This is a genomic window from Silvania hatchlandensis (assembly GCF_025564065.1).
Taxonomy (GTDB): domain Bacteria; phylum Pseudomonadota; class Gammaproteobacteria; order Enterobacterales; family Enterobacteriaceae; genus Enterobacter; species Enterobacter hatchlandensis.
This window is the reverse complement of record NZ_JAMGZK010000053.1, coordinates 103,463-118,914: the sequence shown is the minus strand read 5'-3', so window position 1 is coordinate 118,914 and position 15,452 is coordinate 103,463. Positions and strand designations below refer to the sequence as shown.

Sequence of the window (15,452 nt, the reverse complement as noted above, 5' to 3'; positions counted from 1 at the left end):
TGATTCTTCAGGGTGAATAATTCTATGGGAATCTATTTGGCGTGTTTAATTTATTACCTAATGTGCGTTTTTAGATTCTTAATATTAATTTGGTGAATGCTGTTGGTGTTGTAACTGATTTTTACATTTGTAGTTATCTTGCTGGTTTGCTTGCGCATTTAACTGGCGTAGCATTTTAAAAGCCACTCACGGTTTTTATCATCATTTATCGCAATAAAGATTGCCGCGCACCTTCTGTATTCCGCAATTTAAAGGAATGCATAATATTCCACGCGGCTCAGATAAATAAAATGAATGTGAGCCATCAACAATCGCTCGCTACAGCAATCGGTACTGACCTTGTGCGCCTGGGTTTAAAGCGACGGGCGGTAGCGTGTCTGAATACAACCGGAATAAAGGGGATCGCGTATGAGCGAAATAAAAATGCCGGAATTTAGCCACAATCACAATCTACTGAAAGTTCGGGGCGCAAAGTCCCTGCTGGACGTGCTGTGTTTTGAAGGGAAAGAAGAACTCAGTAACCCGTTTTGCTATACCGTTGAATTCACCTGCATCGATAAAGCCATCGACGCAAAAGACCTGCTGATGAAGAGGGCGTCTCTGACTCTGCAGGCAAAAGTGGATCAGGGCTTCGGCATCAAAGTGATGCAGCCGGTGCGCATTATTGAGGGTGTCGTCACTGGCTTTGAAAGCCTGTCGACCTCCAACGATGAAGGCCACTATGCGCTGACGTTGCAGCCGCGTATGGCGCTCCTCTCCCGCAGTCACCAGAACCGAATTTACCAGGATATGTCGGTCCCGCAGATAGTTGAGCACATCCTGCGCACCCGACATGCCATGCATGGCGAAGATTTTGTCTTTATGCTGGCAAATGACTACCCGCGCCGTGAACAGGTGATGCAGTACGGCGAGGATGATCTGACCTTTATCAGCCGTCTGCTCAGTGAAGTCGGGATCGGGTATCGCATCACCCCTGACGCACGGCTCAATATTGAGGTGGTGGAATTCTTTGACGACGTGCGTTATGTCAAACAGGGTCTTATGCTGCCGTCGGTTCCCCCCTCCGGTCAGAATGACAGCGGTACCGAATCGGTATGGGCGCTGAAAAGCCACCATCAGGTGGTCGAAAAATCGGTCTTCACTCGCGATTACAATTACCGCAATGCCCAGGAAGATATGAGCCTCAGGGTAGATGCCAGCCGGGGCGATGCCACCACCTACGGTGAAGCCTTTCACTGGGCGGATAATTACCTGACGCCGGGTGGCAGCCAGCGCCACCCGGCCCCGGAGAGCGGGGCGTTTTATGCCCGTCTTCGCCATGAGCGCTACCTCAACAATCAAACCCGACTCAAGGGTGAGACCAACTGCGCCACTCTCACTCCCGGCCAGAAGCTGCAAGTCACCGGCGGTGACGACGTGTCGGAAAACTTCCGTAAGGGGGTAGTGATCACCCACATTCATAGCCGCGCCCGCCGCGATCGCAGCTTTGAAGTGACGTTTTCGGCCATTCCGTATTCAGACGATTACGGCTTCCGCCCGGCGCTCATCGTTAAACCGACAATGGCCGGTACGCTTCCAGCCAGAGTCACCAGCACCAAAATTAACGATATATACGGCCATATCGACCGCTACGGGCGCTATAAAGTCAACCTGCTGTTTGACCGTGATAGCTGGCAAGCGGGTGAAGAAAGCCTGTGGGTGCGCCAGTCCCGCCCGTATGCCGGGGAGACTTACGGGCTGCACCTGCCGCTGCTGGCCGGAACGGAAGTGGCGATTGCGTTTGAACACGGGGACCCGGACAGGCCGTACATCGCTGGCGTGCTGCACGACTCGGCGCACGCCGACCCTGTCACGATTTACAACTATAAACGCAACGTCCTCAGAACCCCCGCGAACAACAAAATTCGTCTGGATGATACGCGCGGCAAGGAGCACATCAAGGTCAGCACCGAGTACGCGGGCAAAAGTCAGTTGAACCTCGGTCATCTGGTCGATCGGGAGAAGAAACCGCGCGGCGAGGGATTTGAATTGCGCACCGACAGTTTTGGCTCGCTTCGCGCCGGGAAAGGCATCTTTATCAGTGCGGACGAACAGATGAAAGCGGCCGGCCCGGTGCTGGATATGACACCGGCGATGACACTGCTTAGCGGCGCGACCGTGCAGCTTAACGACTGGGACAGCATTACGCGTAAGCATTACAACATTCCGCCCGATGTCAGCACGCTAAAACAGTTTGCCCGCCAGGCCGCCAATCTGACCGCGCCCGTATTGCTGATGAGCGCGCCGAAAGGTATCAGTATGCTGACCCCAGAAACGACGCTGCTGCACAGTGGTAATGGTCTGTACCTGCAAAGTGCCAGCGACATCACGATGACCAGCGGTCGCCGGTTGGCGGTGAACACCCGTCAGGCGATCTCCCTGCTCGCCCACCGGGAAGGGATGCGGATGGTGTCGGTGCAAGGGCCGCTAACGGTGGAGTCGCATGGGGACACATTATCGCTGACCTCACTTAAGGATGTGACCGTTCAGTCGACTCAGGGCCATTTGCAGCTCACGGCAAAAAACGGCATCACCCTCGGCTGCGGCGGCGCATATATTCGCCTGACTCCGCAGGGGGAAATCGAGATTCACGGGCCCGGCCTGCTGAGCCTGAAAGGGCGGCATAAAATCCAGGGCCCAGCAAGTGAAGATTTCAAGCTTCCCGATCTGCCCACCTCTGTTTGTATCCCCTGTCTGCAACGTGCTCAGGAACTGGCTCAGGGATTTGTTCCCCGGGCAAAGTAAATAAACAATATTGGAGGAACTCGCGTTGAGAGCGATTATTCGGCAGGGCGATACATTACGGGAATACGGCGGTAAGGTCATTGGCGGGCACTACTCGTGCTTTGGAAAGGGGATCGCCTGTAAAGGTGACCCGGTAAGCTGCAACAAACACGGTATGACGACGATCGTTGAAGGGAGTTCGCTGGTAGAGGTCGACGGAAGCCCGGTCGCCCTGCACGGCCACCGTTGTGCCTGCGGCTGCACGCTGGTGAGTTCATTTCCTGACTGCGAAATCGCCCTATGAGACCGCAGCCTGACTATCTTCCCTACAGACAAGCTCACCCTCCGCGGGCCAGACGTTGGCTGACGGCGGGTGCCGTTGTGGCGTTCCTCAGCGGCGCAGGGATGGCGTTGCTGCCTGCTGTAGATCGGGGCGGTGCGTTGGTGGCGTGGGGGATGGCGTGCGGGGGCGCGCTGACCGGGGTCGGCTGGCTGCTGCGCCAGCTCCACTATCGAATCTCTGTTCACCATGCGCAGTATTACGCACAGTTAGTTGAGCAGGAGCGTCAGGACTGGTGGGCGCGACATCAACAAACATTCGGGCTGCGTGAAACAGTGCTGCTGGGGCCGGTGGGTTCTGAAGCTAAGCACTGGGAGCAGTTGCTCAAGCGAGAACATCAGACTCCTGAGGAGAAAACAGAAGCGGGCGGCCGAACATTGCGGTTGATTCACTCCTTTGTCAGCGACCCCGACGCGCGTGAGCAGCAGCTGGCTGGCATGCTGGTGCGGCAATGGCTGGCGCAGCGGGGCGATGCAGCTCTCCCTCACCTGAGTCACTGTTACTGGCTGGGAAGCGAGCTGGCATGGCGTACATTTTGCGAATTGCTGGCCGAGTCGTATCCGGCGCTTCAACTGCCTGCAATGCCCGAAAAATGGCAGGGAGAGGCCAGCTTATCGGCGATTACGGCCCGGATAAACGATCCCCACGAGGAGCGACTGATTCTGGTGGCGGGGTGCCAGTCCCTGACGGCAATGTCTGCTTCCGCCAGACCGGCAGGCGAATCGGCCGTTTTGTGGCTGGTCTCGCGGGAGGGCTCGGCGCTTATTACGCGTGGCGAAAGGTATAACGTCGGGCAGGGGGAAAGCATCTTAGGGGCTTGCGCGCGCGGGATGCAGCAAAGCAAGATCACGTCGCCGCCCGATCCCTGCATGGTGTTTACCCAGCCGCACGTCCCGGAGCTGGCGCAAAGCGGCTGGAACATCACGCAGTTTTTGCAGGATGTTAACTGGGGCGATACCGGGCAGATGGAGCCGCTTATCGTGATAACGCTGGCCGCCCTGTATACCTCGCAATGCGCTCAACCGTGCGGCTGGATAGCCCGGGATCCGCAACATAGCCTCGCGCTGGGCATCGTCACCCCGACGGGCAATTCCCCTTCTTAGAACATACCGACATAACAAGGAACAATCATGTCTTTAACCCACCAGGAATGGATCGCGAAGCTTGAGCGTAATACCCGATCGCAGGGTCTGCGGAATGTCTACCTTATTGCCGATCAGGGCGTTTTAAGCAGTCCGCTGCTGGACGGCCTGTTACGCCTTTCCCCGCCCGTGGAGTGGTATTCGCTGTTCAAGGGGCAACCAGAAGAGCTGCTGCTGGAGATGGCACCGCTGATGATGCGGCTGGAGCTGGCCTGCTGGCAGCATCGCCAGTGGTTACTGGATTTAATGACGGCATTTGAACAAAAACCCGGCCTGCTGATCTTCGTCTCCCCGCTGGAGTGTTCATGCTTAGCCAGCATCATGCGTAATCTGGCGGACGGTGCATGGGAGGCGCGTTCCGGCCTGGTTCGCTTTTACGACACCCGTATTTTCCCGGTGCTGATAAATCATATTTTGACGGAGGAACAAAAGGCGTGGCTGATCAGTTCGGTGTATCACTGGAGCTACCGGGATCGGGATGGCAAGGTCTGCTGGCTGGAGGGCGAATGCGCGTTGGATTTCTCGGTCTTGCCCGAAGATATAAAAATCAACTTCACCGATGAACAAATGATGAAGCTGGATGTGGCCATTGATGCGCAGCTACTCACCACGTCTGAAAAGTTCAGTACCTTTTTCTCTTCGCAGGAGGAGAAATTCAACACGCTCTGGGAAATGGGCTGGCAGGCACATCAGGATAATTTTATCGGCAATTTAATCGACTGGTATGAAATGCATTTAGGTAAACGCTAATTCATCGAATTGAAGGTTGTTTTTTCGCGATCTGCTTACCTGATAAATAACTCAGCAAGCTTTGAGGATATTAAATGATTAAGCCCAAACTCTTTTCCTTTACGGGACGGGCAGCGTTGACTGCGTTCGGCCTTTTTATGCTGATGGCCTGCAGGGACCATAAACTGGACGGAATGAGCGGTGCCGATTTAAACGTTTATAACCATGGGCCGGACAGCATTGTGGTTGTACAGGTTGATGGATATGGCGGACCAAGGGCTAACCCTTACGGTGGGGGTGGCGGCTACTGCTGTGTGATGGTGCCTGACGTCTGGAGGCCGGGATTGACTGCGCAGGTAACCTGGACTTCTGACCCCAACTCCTGGATAGATCCGCGCAATATTCCTGATGATCATACGAGCCATTACCAGCGCCATGGCCCCATTACTGTGCCGGTTGAACGCTGGGAGAAGGGGCAGGGATGTGGTTTTGATGTGCATATTTTCCCCTGCGATAAGGTGCGAATAGTGCGCTCCTGCCATGGCCCCGCGTCCTCCGAATACCCAGTGCAACCAGAACCTGATGGAGTCAAAAAAGCGCAAAACGTCCTTATCAACCATATCAAGGAGAATGTCGTATGTCCGATGCCTCAGACAGCACGCTGAAAAACATTAAAGCACTTATCGACGCCTTTAAAAAAGGGGCAACCCCTTCAGCCACCACTGCGTCCACAGCGGAAGCTGCCTGGGTGCCCCCTCCATTCCCGGTACCAACAAAGGATGAAAAACAGGGTGAGATAAATGAGTACGGGCGCCTGCCATCAAGCAAAACGCAGACCGAAGGTAATTACGCCCGACAGCGTCTGGAGGATTTAGCACGGGGTCAGTCTCAACAACCAGACGAAAAGCCGGTAACGGACTGCGCCGGAAGCCTGCATATCAGTCTGTTCTTCGACGGCACCTGTTGTAATGAACAGGATGCGGATGAGGTGTACGGATCACCTAAACCGGCTCTGACCAATATTGGCAGGCTCTACCATGCAGCAAACTGGACGGGTCAGACGCCGCCTGCGATAGACGACGGTTACTTCAGCTACTACTTCCCCGGCTGCGGGGCGCGTTTTCCACAGATTGGCGAGGACGACTATTCTCTCGACGGCGAGCTGTTTGCCAACGGAGGGGAAGACCGGATTAACCAGGCCTTACTGAAAACCTTCAGCAGCATTGTCTATGCGGTAACACACACCTCAGTCGAAGACAGTGCCCTGGGAGTCTACCGCCAGAAAATGGCCACCAACTGGCCCTTCTCGGTAATAACCAAAGGCTTTAACCGCAAAAACGCTATTACGGAATTCTGCGATATCTACCTGGGCAAGGTGGTGACCCAGTGGCCCCTGCAGCCCACCCGGGAATATATTCACAGGGCGCAGAAGCGCATTCCAAAAATTAAGCTGTTTGTCTACGGCTACTGCCGGGGTGCCGCCACCGCCCGGGCCTTTGCCTGCGGGCTGGAGGCGCTGCTGGACAAGACTCCGATGCCACTCAACGCCACCAGTACGGTACCGGAAGGCAGCGTGATACCCTCCGGACCCACGCTGCTGGGTATTCCCGTCAGCATCGACTTCCTGGGGCTGATGGATTCAGTTTCCTCAGTCGGGGTGCCGCATATTCTGCCTTCAGCCACCGGGCATCTGGGGTGGGCGGCCAACAGCCTGCAGCTGCCCAAAACGGCCGGGCTGCTGAAAAGCTGCTGCCACTTTGTCGCAGGGCTGGAGCAGCACGGCGACTTGCCCCTGGACTCCATCCGTTGCCCGGATGGCAAATACCCCACGGGGGCGGTGGAGGTGGTTTACCCTGGCGTTCATGCTGATATTGGCGGCGACTGCAAGCCCACCGAACTGGGCAAGGTTCAGACGGATTCCCGTCAGTTGCTGTCGCAGATTGCCCTGCACGATATGTATGCCGCTGCCTTCGATGCCTGTGCACCGCTGAGCGTTCCGCAAAACGTCCTGCCCGACGTTGTCAAAGAAAAAACCTATCGGATAATGGATGTTGACGTATTAACTCAGTTCAAAATCTCTGCCGAAGTCATCAGCCGCTTCAACGCCTGGCAGGCAATAACTGCACAGAAGGAGGCATCAAAGTCGGCAGAGGGCGCCATAAACGAAGCAGAAATCGCGGCCATTGCGGTAGCGCAGGGCAAGGATCCGGATCAGGCGGTCCAGCAGGCCCGGGCAGCAGCGGCGAAAAAGGCCGAAGCCGCGCGCAAAAAAAGTGCTGAGGCCGGAAACGCCAATAAACTGCCCGCCGCGGTCTACGTCCCGCTGAAAGCCAAAGCGCTGGAGGTGATTCTGGCGGATCACCTGAGCTGGATAACGGCCTGGCGCACCGAGCGTTTTGCCAGCCCGGAACTTGCCGCCAGGCATTACAACATGCAGCCCTTTTACCAGCAGGCCCGCAACGACGATGCTGAACTGCAGGCGGACGCACAGCCAGCGCAACAGGGCAGCAGCCCGCGTGATGTGCCGCTTATCGATCGGGACCGGCTGGATCGGGCGGCAGGGCAGTATGACTTTAGCCACACCGGGATTATGGCGCTGTTGGCCCTGATATCGCTGGACGTTATCCCCGGCACCGCAACCGACCAGCTGGGAGGTAAGCTGATTGCCGCGCAGGATGCCGAGTTTTTACAGATCAAGAAAAGCGGTGACGCCCGACGACCTGCGTTAATGACATCGCCGCAGATGATGGACTTTTTGGATAATTACGTGCATGACACCGTGGCGAAATATAATCACGACCCGCTGCACTCCTCGCTGACGCACGGTTATTTTTCCCGGCGCACGGTGTATGACACAGATGACGATAACCGGGATTCGGTTAAGCAATCAGGCCAGCGGATAAACGCCGTCGCCGATAGCAATGCTGCGGTTGTCGTTTCCCTGGTGAATCTTGATAGATATTCTGCCGCATAAGATACTCGTTATTAAAAATCCATGACCACGCTGGAAATTTATTTATTTCTGACTTCAGCTCTGTCTGAAATAAATAAGTTAACAGCAATCGACGTTATTACGTCATTAATAAATCAACATTCACTAAGGATACTGAATGATAAAGCCCAGAGTATTTTCCTCAACCGGACGGGCAGCGCTGACTGCAGTTGGTCTTTTAATGCTGATGGCCTGCAGGGACCATAAACTGGACGGAATGAGCGGTGCCGATTTAAACGTTTATAACCATGGGCCGGACAGCATTGTGGTTGTACAGGTTGATGGATATGGCGGACCAAGGGCTAACCCTTACGGTGGGGGTGGCGGCTACTGCTGTGTGATGGTGCCTGACGTCTGGAGGCCGGGATTGACTGCGCAGGTAACCTGGACTTCTGACCCCAACTCCTGGATAGATCCGCGCAATATTCCTGATGATCATACGAGCCATTACCAGCGCCATGGCCCTGTTACAGTGCCGATTGAACGCTGGGAGAAGGGGCAGGGATGCGGTTTTGATGTGCATATTTTTCCCTGCGATAAGGTAAGGATAGTGCGTTCCTGCAGAGCTCGTGGGACTCCAGAGTACCCTGTTAAACCTGAACCTGATGGAATCAAAAAAGCACAAAATGTCCTTATCAACCATATCAAGGAGAACATCGTATGTCCGATACCTCAGACAGCACGCTGAATACCGTTAAAGCCCTGATTGATGCCTTTAAAACCGGAGCGAAGCCCTCCGCTACATCCGTATCCACAGCCGAAGCCGCCTGGGTGCCGCCACCGTTTCCGGTCCCGGCAAAGGACGCAAAACAGGACGAATTAAAAGAGCACGGGCGCCTGCCTTCGACCAAAACGCTGACCGAAGGTAATTATGCCCGACAGCGTCTGGAAGATTTAGCACGGGGTCAGTCTCAACAACCAGACGAAAAGCCGGTAACGGACTGCGCCGGAAGCCTGCATATCAGCCTGTTCTTCGACGGTACCTGTTGTAATGAACAGGATGCGGATGAGGTGTATGGCTCACCTAAACCGGCCCTGACCAATATCGGCAGGCTCTACCATGCAGCAAACTGGCAGGGAAAAGGAAATTTTTCTCCTGCCGATGATGGTTATTTCAGCTACTACGTCCCCGGCTGCGGGGCGCGTTTTCCACAGATTGGCGAGGACGACTATTCTCTCGACGGCGAGCTGTTTGCCAACGGGGGAGAAGACCGGATTAACCAGGCCTTACTGAAAACCTTCAGCAGCATTGTCTATGCCGTAACACACACCTCAGTCGAAGACAGTGCCCTGGGAGTCTACCGCCAGAAAATGGCCACCAACTGGCCTTTCTCGATGATAACCAAGGGCTTTAACCGCAAAAACGCTATCAACGAATTCTGTGATATCTACCTGGGCAAGGTGGTGACGCAGTGGCCCCTGCAGCCCACCCGGGAATATATTCACAGGGCGCAGAAGCGCATTCCGAAAATCAAGCTGTTTGTCTACGGCTACTGCCGGGGGGCCGCCACCGCCCGGGCCTTTGCCTGCGGGCTGGAGGCATTGCTGGACAAGACTCCGATGCCACTTAACGCAGCCCATACGGCACCGGAAGGCAGCGTGTTACCGTCCGGACCCACGCTGCTGGGTATCCCCGTCAGTATCGACTTTCTGGGGCTGATGGATTCAGTTTCCTCCGTCGGGGTGCCGCACAGTCGTTTCCCTGGTAAATCCTGATAGGTATGTCATCGCATAAAGCACGTTTTTTTTTAAAAACTCACGACCACTCTGGAAATTTATTTATTTCTGACCTCAGTCCTGTCTGAAATAAATAAGTTAACAGCAATCGACGTTATTACGTCATTAATAAATCAACATTCACTAAGGATACTGAATGATAAAGCCCAGAGTATTTTCCTCAACCGGACGGGCAGCGCTGACTGCAGTTGGTCTTTTAATGCTGATGGCCTGCAGGGACCATAAACTGGACGGAATGAGCGGTGCTGATTTAAATGTCTATAACCACGGACCGGATGCCATTGTAGGGGTTCAGGTCGATGGTTACGGAGGGCCGAGAGCCAATTCCTACGGCGGCGGGGGCGGATATTGTTGCGTAATGGTGCCAGATGTCTGGAAACCGGGCCTGTCGGCGCAGGTAACCTGGACTTCCGACCCCAACTCATGGATGAAATTGAGTGATATGCCTGATAATTATGCAAAATATTACCAGCGCCACGGCCCCATTACTGTGCCGGTTGAACGCTGGGAGAAGGGGCAGGGATGTGGTTTTGATGTGCATATATTTCCCTGCGATAAGGTACGGATAGTGCGTTCATGCCGCGCCCGCGATTCTTCCGAATACCCGGTGCAACCAGAACCTGATGGACTCAAAAAAGCGCAAAACGTCCTTATCAACCATATCAAGGAGAACATCGTATGTCCGATACCTCAGACAGCACGCTGAATACCGTTAAAGCCCTGATTGATGCCTTTAAAACCGGAGCGAAGCCCTCCGCTACATCCGTATCTACAGCCGAAGCCGCCTGGGTACCCCCACCGTTCCCGGTACCTGCAAAGGATGAAAAACAGGGGGAAATAAGCGAGTATGGGCGTCTGCCAGCGACTAAAACGCAGACCGAAGGTAATTATGCCCGACAGCGTCTGGAAGATTTAGCGCGGGGTCAGTCTCAACAACCAGACGAAAAGCCGGTAACGGACTGCGCCGGAAGCCTGCATATCAGCCTGTTCTTCGACGGCACCTGTTGTAATGAACAGGATGAGGATGAGGTATATGGCTCACCTAAACCGGCCCTGACCAATGTTAATTAAATCGCCCCAGGTGATGGACTTTTTGGATAATTACGTGCATGACACCGTGGCGAAATACAATCACGACCCGCTGCACTCCTCGCTGACGCACGGTTATTTTTCCCTGCGCACGGTGTATGACACGGATGACGATAACCGGGATTCGGTCAAGCAATCAGGCCAGCGGATAAACGCCGTCGTCGATAGTAATGCTGCGGTTGTCGTTTCCCTGGTAAATCCTGATAGATATACCCTCGCATAAAACACGTCTTTTTAAAAACTCACGACCACTCTGGAAGTTTATTTGTTTCTGACCTCAGTCCTGTCTGAAATAAATAAGTTAACAGAAATCGACGTTATTACGTCATTAATAAATCAACATTCACTAAGGATACTGAATGATAAAGCCCAGACTATTTTCCTCAACCGGACGGGCAGCGCTGACTGCAGTTGGTCTTTTAATGCTGATGGCCTGCAGGGACCATAAACTGGACGGTATGAGCGGTGCCGATCTGGATGTCTACAACCACGGGCCAGACGCAATTGTCGTAGTTCAGGTTGATGGCTACGGGGGACCGGGGGCTAATTCCTATGGCGGCGGCGGCGGCTACTGCTGTGTGATGGTGCCAAACGTCTGGAGACCGGGGTTGACCGCTCAGGTGACCTGGACTTCCGATCCCAATTCCTGGATAGATCCACGAAATATTCCTGACGAGCATGCAAGTCATTACCAGCGGCATGGTCCAGTCACTGTTCCGCTTGAACGCTGGACGGACGATCAGGCGTGTGGTTTTGATGTGCATATTTTCCCCTGCGATAAGGTGCGGATAGTTCGCTCTTGCCACACTACTGACGATCCCCGGTATCCGGTTCCAACAGATCTGGGGGAGCATAAAAAAGCCCAAAAAATACTCATTGATCATATTAAGGAAAATATCGTATGTCCGATGCCTCAGACAGCACGCTAAATACCATTAAAGCGCTAGTGGACGCCTTTAAAAAAGGGGCAACGCCTTCTGCAACCAGTGTGTCTACAGCAGAAGCCGCCTGGGTGCCACCACCGTTCCCGGTACCTGCAAAGGATGAAAAACAGGGGGGAATAAGCGAGTACGGGCGCCTGCCATCAAGCAAAACGCAGACCGAAGGTAACTATGCCCGACAGCGTCTGGGAGATTTAGCGCGGGGTCAGTCTCAACAACCAGACGAAAAGCCGGTAACGGACTGCGCCGGAAGCCTGCATATCAGTCTGTTCTTCGACGGCACCTGTTGTAATGAACAGGATGCGGATGAGGTATATGGCTCACCTAAACCGGCCCTGACCAATGTTAATTAAATCGCCCCAGGTGATGGACTTTTTGGATAATTACGTGCATGACACCGTGGCGAAATATAATCACGACCCGCTGCACTCCTCGCTGACGCACGGTTATTTTTCCCTGCGCACGGTGTATGACACGGATGACGATAACTGGGATTCGGTCAAGCAATTTGGCCAGCGGATAGAAGCCGTCATCGACATTAATGCTGCGGTTGTCGCTTTACTAGTAAATCCTGATAGATATGCCATCGCATAAAATATGTCTTTTTAAAAATTCGCAGCCACTCTGGAAATTTATTTATTTCTGACTGTGGTCCTGTCTGAAATAAATGAGTTAACAGTAATCGACGTTATTACGTCATTAATAAATCAACATTCACTAAGGATACTGAATGATAAATCCCAGACTATATACCTCAACCGGACGGGCAGCGCTGAATGCAATTGGTCTTTTAATGTTGATGGCCTGTAGGGACCATAAACTGGACGGTATGAGCGGTGCCGATTTAAACGTTTATAACCACGGACCGGATGCCATTGTCGTGGTTCAGGTTGATGGTTACGGAGGACCGAGAGCCAACTCCTACGGCGGCGGCGGTGGCTACTGCTGCGTAATGGTGCCAGATGTCTGGAAACCGGGCCTGTCGGCGCAGGTGACATGGACTTCCGACCCTAACTCATGGATGAAATTGAGTGATATGCCTGATAATTATGCAAAATATTACCAGCGCCACGGTCCCATTACTGTGCCTGTTGAACGCTGGGAGAAGGGTCAGGGATGTGGTTTTGATGTGCATATATTTCCCTGCGATAAGGTACGGATAGTGCGTTCCTGCAGAGCTCCTGAGACAGGTGAATACCCAGTGCCACCTGATCCAGATTACATCCAAAAGGGCCAAAAAATACTTATTGATCATATTAAGGAGAACATCGTATGTCCGATGCCTCAGACAGCACGCTGAAAACCATTAAAGCACTTATCGACGCCTTTAAAAAAGGGGCAACGCCTTCTGCAACCAGTGTGTCTGCAGCAGAAGCCGCCTGGGTACCACCACCGTTTCCGGTACCTGCAAAGGATGAAAAACAGGGGGGAATAAGCGAGTACGGGCGCCTGCCATCAAGCAAAACGCTGACCGAAGGTAACTATGCCCGACAGCGTCTGGAAGATTTAGCACGGGGTCAGTCTCAACAACCAGACGAAAAGCCGATAACGGACTGCGCCGGAAGTCTGCATATCAGCCTGTTCTTCGATGGTACCTGCTGTAATGAACAGGATGCAGATAACGCGTATGGTTCGCCAAAACCAGCACTTACCAACATAGGCAAGCTCTACCATGCGGCAAACTGGACCGATCAGGCGAAAAAGGCGGAAGCCGACGGTTACTTCAGCTACTATTTCCCCGGCTGCGGAGCGCGTTTTCCACAGATTGGCGAGGACGATTATTCTCTCGATGGGGAGCTGTTTGCCAACGGAGGGGAAGACCGCATTAACCAGGCCTTACTGAAAACCTTCAGCAGCATTGTCTATGCAGTAACACACACCTCAGTCGAAGATGGTGCCCTGGGAGTCTACCGCCAGAAAATGGCCACCAACTGGCCCTTCTCGGTAATTACCAAAGGCTTTAACCGCAAAAACGCTATCAACGAATTCTGCGATATCTACCTGGGCAAGGTGGTGCCCCAGTGGCCCCTGCAGCCCACCCGGGAATATATTTACAGGGCGCAGAAGCGCATCCCGAAAATTAAGCTGTTTGTCTACGGCTACTGCCGGGGTGCCGCCACCGCCCGGGCCTTTGCCTGCGGGCTGGAGGCATTGCTGGACAAGACTCCGATGCCCCTCAATGCGCCTCATACGGCACCGGAAGGCAGCGTGTTACCGTCCGGACCCACGCTGCTGGGTATCCCCGTCAGTATCGACTTTCTGGGGCTGATGGATTCAGTTTCCTCAGTCGGGGTGCCGCATATTCTGCCATCGGCTACCGGGCATCTGGGGTGGGCAGCCAACAGCCTGCAGTTGCCCAAAACGGCCGGGCTGGTGAAAAGCTGCTGCCACTTCGTCGCCGGGCTGGAGCAGCACGGCGACCTGCCCCTGGACTCCATCCGTCGCCCGGATGGCAAATACCCGACGGGGGCGGTGGAGGTGGTTTACCCCGGCGTTCATGCTGATATTGGCGGTGACTGCAAGCCCACCGAGCTGGGCAAGGTTCAGACGGATTCCCGTCAGCTGCTGTCGCAGATTGCCCTGCACGATATGTATGCCGCCGCCTTCGATGCCGGTGCGCCATTGAGCGTTCCACAGGATGTCCTGCCCGAGGTTGTCAAAGACAAAACCTACCGAATAATGCAAGGCGATGTAATGAATCAGTTCAAAATATCACCCGAAGTCATCACCCACTTCAATGCCTGGCAGGCCATAAATGCACAGAAGGAGGCATCAAAGTCGGCAGAGGGCGCCATAAACGAAGCTGAAATCGCGGCCATTGCAATAGCGCAGGGCAAGGCTCCGGATCAGGCGGTCCAGAAGGCCCGGGCATCGGCGGCGAAAAAGGCCGAAGCCGCGCACAAAAAAAGTGCTGAGGCCGGGAACGCCGGTAAACTGCCTGCGGCGGTCTACGTCCCGCTGAAAGTCAAAGCGCTGGAGGTGATTCTGGCGGATCACCTGAGCTGGATAACGGCCTGGCGCACCGAGCGTTTTGCCAGCCCGGATCTTGCTGCCAGGCATTACACCATTCAGCCCTTTTACCAGCAGGCCCGCAACGACGATGCTGAGCTGCAGGCGGACACACAGCCAGCGCAACAGAGCAGCAGCCCGCGTGATGTGCCGCTTATCGATCGGGACCGCCTGGATCGGGCTGCGGGGCAGTATGACTTCAGCCACACCGGGATTATGGCGCTGCTGGCCCTGATATCGCTGGACGTTATCCCCGGCACCGCAACCGACCAGCTGGGGGGTAAGCTGATTGCCGCGCAGGACGCTGAATTTTTGCAGATCAAGAAAAACGGTGACGCCCGACGACCTGCGTTAATGACATCGCCCCAGATGATGGACTTTTTGGATAATTACGTGCATGACACCGTGGCGAAATATAATCACGACCCGCTGCACTCCTCGCTGACGCACGGTTATTTTTCCCTGCGCACGGTGTATGACACGGATGACGATAACTGGGATTCGGTCAAGCAATTTGGCCAGCGGATAAACGCCGTCGTCGATATTAATATCGGGGATATTGTTACCCAGGTGCAAACCGATCTGGCTGAACCTAAAACGGTGTCGGGTATTCTGGGGAAAATATACCGTGATATTAAGAGTGGGGCATTTAAAGCCCTGCTATCGTAATTTTCGCGGCGTAAACAACTCGCTATATTTTATTCATTTAA

At 54.2% G+C, this 15,452-nt stretch carries 16 protein-coding genes; all 16 read left to right on the top strand.

The annotated features are described in order from the left end of the window. Nucleotides 1-408 precede the first annotated feature (408 nt). The 16 genes from M8014_RS17735 to M8014_RS17660 all read left to right on the top strand — a co-directional run bounded on the left by M8014_RS17735 (nucleotide 409) and on the right by M8014_RS17660 (nucleotide 15,411). Nucleotides 409-2,784 (top strand): type VI secretion system Vgr family protein, encoded by a 2,376-nt coding sequence (locus M8014_RS17735; RefSeq protein ID WP_271283707.1) that lies wholly within the window; start codon nucleotides 409-411, stop codon nucleotides 2,782-2,784. Between the two features lie 25 nt (nucleotides 2,785-2,809). Beyond that, nucleotides 2,810-3,067 carry a PAAR domain-containing protein gene (locus M8014_RS17730; RefSeq protein WP_271283706.1) on the top strand — a complete coding sequence of 86 codons (258 nt, stop codon included), beginning with the start codon at nucleotides 2,810-2,812 and terminating at the stop codon, nucleotides 3,065-3,067. Then, complete coding sequence (locus M8014_RS17725; protein WP_271283705.1) at nucleotides 3,064-4,206, top strand: hypothetical protein; 1,143 nt, start codon at nucleotides 3,064-3,066, stop codon at nucleotides 4,204-4,206. The genes M8014_RS17730 and M8014_RS17725 overlap by 4 nt, the downstream gene beginning before the upstream one ends. A gap of 27 nt (nucleotides 4,207-4,233) precedes the next feature. Beyond that, a complete protein-coding gene (locus M8014_RS17720; RefSeq protein ID WP_271283704.1) occupies nucleotides 4,234-4,995 on the top strand; it encodes a DUF4123 domain-containing protein in 762 nt (253 codons plus the stop codon). A gap of 74 nt (nucleotides 4,996-5,069) precedes the next feature. After that, nucleotides 5,070-5,639: a Tli1a family immunity protein gene (locus M8014_RS17715; protein WP_271283703.1), complete on the top strand. Its 570-nt coding sequence runs from the start codon at nucleotides 5,070-5,072 to the stop codon at nucleotides 5,637-5,639. Next, complete coding sequence (locus M8014_RS17710; RefSeq protein ID WP_271283702.1) at nucleotides 5,612-7,948, top strand: phospholipase effector Tle1 domain-containing protein; 2,337 nt, start codon at nucleotides 5,612-5,614, stop codon at nucleotides 7,946-7,948. The genes M8014_RS17715 and M8014_RS17710 overlap by 28 nt, the downstream gene beginning before the upstream one ends. Before the next feature lie 136 nt (nucleotides 7,949-8,084). Beyond that, nucleotides 8,085-8,654, top strand: a complete 570-nt coding sequence (locus M8014_RS17705; protein WP_271283701.1) for a Tli1a family immunity protein — start codon at nucleotides 8,085-8,087, stop codon at nucleotides 8,652-8,654. After that, the gene (locus tag M8014_RS17700) at nucleotides 8,627-9,682 is read left to right on the top strand and encodes a DUF2235 domain-containing protein (RefSeq protein ID WP_271283700.1); all 1,056 of its coding nucleotides are present in this window, start codon (nucleotides 8,627-8,629) and stop codon (nucleotides 9,680-9,682) included. The genes M8014_RS17705 and M8014_RS17700 overlap by 28 nt, the downstream gene beginning before the upstream one ends. A 157-nt stretch (nucleotides 9,683-9,839) precedes the next feature. Next, complete coding sequence (locus M8014_RS17695) at nucleotides 9,840-10,409, top strand: Tli1a family immunity protein (protein ID WP_271283699.1); 570 nt, start codon at nucleotides 9,840-9,842, stop codon at nucleotides 10,407-10,409. Further along, a complete protein-coding gene (locus M8014_RS17690; protein ID WP_271283698.1) occupies nucleotides 10,382-10,774 on the top strand; it encodes a hypothetical protein in 393 nt (130 codons plus the stop codon). The genes M8014_RS17695 and M8014_RS17690 overlap by 28 nt, the downstream gene beginning before the upstream one ends. Continuing rightward, nucleotides 10,764-11,015, top strand: a complete 252-nt coding sequence (locus M8014_RS17685) for a hypothetical protein (RefSeq protein ID WP_271283697.1) — start codon at nucleotides 10,764-10,766, stop codon at nucleotides 11,013-11,015. The genes M8014_RS17690 and M8014_RS17685 overlap by 11 nt, the downstream gene beginning before the upstream one ends. Nucleotides 11,016-11,151: 136 nt before the next feature. Further along, complete coding sequence (locus tag M8014_RS17680; protein WP_271283696.1) at nucleotides 11,152-11,721, top strand: Tli1a family immunity protein; 570 nt, start codon at nucleotides 11,152-11,154, stop codon at nucleotides 11,719-11,721. Beyond that, complete coding sequence (locus M8014_RS17675) at nucleotides 11,694-12,086, top strand: hypothetical protein (RefSeq protein ID WP_271283695.1); 393 nt, start codon at nucleotides 11,694-11,696, stop codon at nucleotides 12,084-12,086. Before M8014_RS17680 ends, M8014_RS17675 begins: the two co-directional genes overlap by 28 nt. Next, complete coding sequence (locus M8014_RS17670; protein ID WP_271283694.1) at nucleotides 12,076-12,327, top strand: hypothetical protein; 252 nt, start codon at nucleotides 12,076-12,078, stop codon at nucleotides 12,325-12,327. The genes M8014_RS17675 and M8014_RS17670 overlap by 11 nt, the downstream gene beginning before the upstream one ends. A 136-nt stretch (nucleotides 12,328-12,463) precedes the next feature. Then, nucleotides 12,464-13,033, top strand: a complete 570-nt coding sequence (locus tag M8014_RS17665) for a Tli1a family immunity protein (protein WP_271283693.1) — start codon at nucleotides 12,464-12,466, stop codon at nucleotides 13,031-13,033. After that, nucleotides 13,006-15,411, top strand: coding sequence for a T6SS phospholipase effector Tle1-like catalytic domain-containing protein (locus M8014_RS17660; protein WP_271283692.1), 2,406 nt, complete (start codon nucleotides 13,006-13,008; stop codon nucleotides 15,409-15,411). Before M8014_RS17665 ends, M8014_RS17660 begins: the two co-directional genes overlap by 28 nt. Nucleotides 15,412-15,452 lie beyond the last annotated feature (41 nt).

Coding starts and splice junctions, on each gene's coding strand:
- M8014_RS17720 (WP_271283704.1), top strand. CDS start 4,234: ATGTCTTTAACCCACCAGGAATGGATCGCGAAGCTTGAGCGTAATACC.
- M8014_RS17695 (WP_271283699.1), top strand. CDS start 9,840: ATGATAAAGCCCAGAGTATTTTCCTCAACCGGACGGGCAGCGCTGACT.
- M8014_RS17735 (WP_271283707.1), top strand. CDS start 409: ATGAGCGAAATAAAAATGCCGGAATTTAGCCACAATCACAATCTACTG.
- M8014_RS17705 (WP_271283701.1), top strand. CDS start 8,085: ATGATAAAGCCCAGAGTATTTTCCTCAACCGGACGGGCAGCGCTGACT.
- M8014_RS17670 (WP_271283694.1), top strand. CDS start 12,076: ATGTTAATTAAATCGCCCCAGGTGATGGACTTTTTGGATAATTACGTG.
- M8014_RS17680 (WP_271283696.1), top strand. CDS start 11,152: ATGATAAAGCCCAGACTATTTTCCTCAACCGGACGGGCAGCGCTGACT.
- M8014_RS17710 (WP_271283702.1), top strand. CDS start 5,612: ATGTCCGATGCCTCAGACAGCACGCTGAAAAACATTAAAGCACTTATC.
- M8014_RS17725 (WP_271283705.1), top strand. CDS start 3,064: ATGAGACCGCAGCCTGACTATCTTCCCTACAGACAAGCTCACCCTCCG.
- M8014_RS17685 (WP_271283697.1), top strand. CDS start 10,764: ATGTTAATTAAATCGCCCCAGGTGATGGACTTTTTGGATAATTACGTG.
- M8014_RS17665 (WP_271283693.1), top strand. CDS start 12,464: ATGATAAATCCCAGACTATATACCTCAACCGGACGGGCAGCGCTGAAT.
- M8014_RS17690 (WP_271283698.1), top strand. CDS start 10,382: ATGTCCGATACCTCAGACAGCACGCTGAATACCGTTAAAGCCCTGATT.
- M8014_RS17715 (WP_271283703.1), top strand. CDS start 5,070: ATGATTAAGCCCAAACTCTTTTCCTTTACGGGACGGGCAGCGTTGACT.
- M8014_RS17660 (WP_271283692.1), top strand. CDS start 13,006: ATGTCCGATGCCTCAGACAGCACGCTGAAAACCATTAAAGCACTTATC.
- M8014_RS17675 (WP_271283695.1), top strand. CDS start 11,694: ATGTCCGATGCCTCAGACAGCACGCTAAATACCATTAAAGCGCTAGTG.
- M8014_RS17700 (WP_271283700.1), top strand. CDS start 8,627: ATGTCCGATACCTCAGACAGCACGCTGAATACCGTTAAAGCCCTGATT.